The sequence below is a fragment of the Streptomyces fuscigenes genome (assembly GCF_021556455.1).
GTDB lineage: Bacteria > Actinomycetota > Actinomycetes > Streptomycetales > Streptomycetaceae > Streptomyces > Streptomyces fuscigenes.
Genome location: NZ_JAKGCV010000703.1, coordinates 1 through 1,843, shown reverse-complemented (window position 1 = coordinate 1,843; position 1,843 = coordinate 1). Strand labels below are relative to the sequence as shown.

Below are 1,843 nucleotides of genomic sequence, written 5' to 3'. Positions count from 1 at the left end.
GCACTCGCGCCGGGCGGCCGGGCCGCGCAGGAGCGGGACCCGGCCGACGCCGCCCGGGCGGTCGGCGTGGCCGGCTCCGGCGCGATGGCCACGGGCATCGCGGAGGTGTTCGCGGTGTCCGGGCACGAGGTGGTGCTGGCGGCGCGCACGGCCGGGAAGGCCGCCGCCGCGAGGGAGAGGATCGCTTCGTCGCTTCGTCGCCGTGTCGACAGGAAGCGGATGAGCGAACAGGACGCGTCCGCGGCCCTGGGGCGGGTCTCGGCCGCCGGCTCGCTGGACGCCCTGGGGACCGCCGACCTGGTGCTGGAGGCCGTCGCGGAGGACCTGGAGGTCAAGCGGGCGCTGTTCGCGGCGCTGGACGGGGTCTGCCGGGACGGCGCGGTGCTCGCCACCACGACCTCCTCGCTCCCCGTCGTCTCCTGCGCCCGGGCGACGGGCCGCCCCGAGGACGTCGCCGGCATGCACTTCTTCAACCCGGCTCCCGCGATGGGGCTGGTCGAGGTGGTGGTGACCGATCTGACCTCGGAGCGCACCCACGGCCGCGTGCGCGCCGCCGCGCTGGCCGCGGGCAAGCATCCGGTCGACTGCGGCGACCGGGCCGGGTTCATCGTCAACGCGCTGCTGTTCCCGTACCTCAACGACGCGGTGAAACTGGTGGAGGAGCACTACGCGACGCCGGACGACGTCGACGCCGCGATGCGGCTGGGAGCGGGCTACCCCATGGGGCCCTTCGAACTGCTCGACGTGGTCGGCCTGGACGTCTCCCTCGCCATCGAAAGAGCGCTGCACGAGGAGTTCCGCGACCCGGGGCTCGCGCCCGCGCCGCTGCTGGAGCGGCTGGTCTCGGCCGGTCTGCTGGGCCGCAAGACGGGCCGGGGGTTTCGCGCGCACGCACGTCGTTGAGGGTCCCCGGCACGGGGTGCCACCTGCATGGAGTACGTTCACCGTATGTCGCAGTCGGCCAAACCCTCACGTACGCGTACGAACTCCGAGGCTCCGGTGGGCGCCGCCGGCAGCAAGGCCGCCGCCCAGCGGCTCAAGATGCGCCGGGAGCTCGCGGCCGCGGCCATGGAGCTGTTCGCGACCAAGGGGTACGAGGCGACCACGGTCGACGAGATCGCGGCGGCCGCGGGTGTGGCGCGCCGGACGTTCTTCCGCCACTTCCGCTCCAAGGAAGAGGCGATCTTCCCCGACCACGACGACACGCTCGTGCGTGCGGAGGCGGTGCTCAACGCCGCCCCGCCGCACGAGCACCCGCTCGACACCGTGTGCCGGGGCATCAAGGAGGTCATGCGGATGTACGCGGCCTCGCCCGCGGTGTCCGTGGAGCGCTACCGGCTCACGCGCGAGGTGCCCACGCTGCGGGAGCGGGAGATCGCCTCGGTGGCCCGCTACGAGCGGCTGTTCACCCGCTACCTGCTGGGCCACTTCGACGAGCGCGAGCACGCGGGCGGCAGCGACGACCCGCTGCTGGCCGAGGTGGCCGCGTCCGCCGTGGTCACGGCGCACAACCACGTGCTGCGCCGGTGGCTGCGCGCGGGCGGGGAGGGCGACGTGGAGGCCCAGCTCGACCACGCCTTCGAGATCGTCCGCAACGCGTTCGGGACGGGTTTCGCGGCCGGGGCGCCGATCGGCTCGGACAGGCCGGCGGCCACCGCGCACACCAGCGGCGACGTCCTCGTCGCCCTCGCCCGTACGGACGCCCCGCTGGACGAGGTCATGCGCACCATCCAGCGGGCCCTCGGCAAGGCCTGAGCCGCGCCCCGGGCGGCGCCGGGGCACCGGCGGGTCCGCGGCGCGCCACCGCATTCGCGCGCCGCCCGCTCACCACGGGCGCACGCCC

2 protein-coding genes are annotated in these 1,843 nt (G+C 74.9%); both read left to right on the top strand.

The features are described 5' to 3' along the window. Positions 1 to 903, top strand: a 903-nt coding sequence (locus L1885_RS27915) for a 3-hydroxyacyl-CoA dehydrogenase family protein (protein ID WP_235799929.1), incomplete at its 5' end; no start/stop codon positions are given. A 27-nt stretch (positions 904 to 930) separates the two neighbouring features. After that, positions 931 to 1,755 (top strand): TetR family transcriptional regulator, encoded by an 825-nt coding sequence (locus tag L1885_RS27910; RefSeq protein ID WP_235799928.1) that lies wholly within the window; start codon positions 931 to 933, stop codon positions 1,753 to 1,755. Positions 1,756 to 1,843 lie beyond the last annotated feature (88 nt).

Excerpts from the sequence above, each read along its gene's own strand:
- L1885_RS27910 (WP_235799928.1), top strand. The coding sequence starts at position 931 with ATGGAGTACGTTCACCGTATGTCGCAGTCGGCCAAACCCTCACGTACG.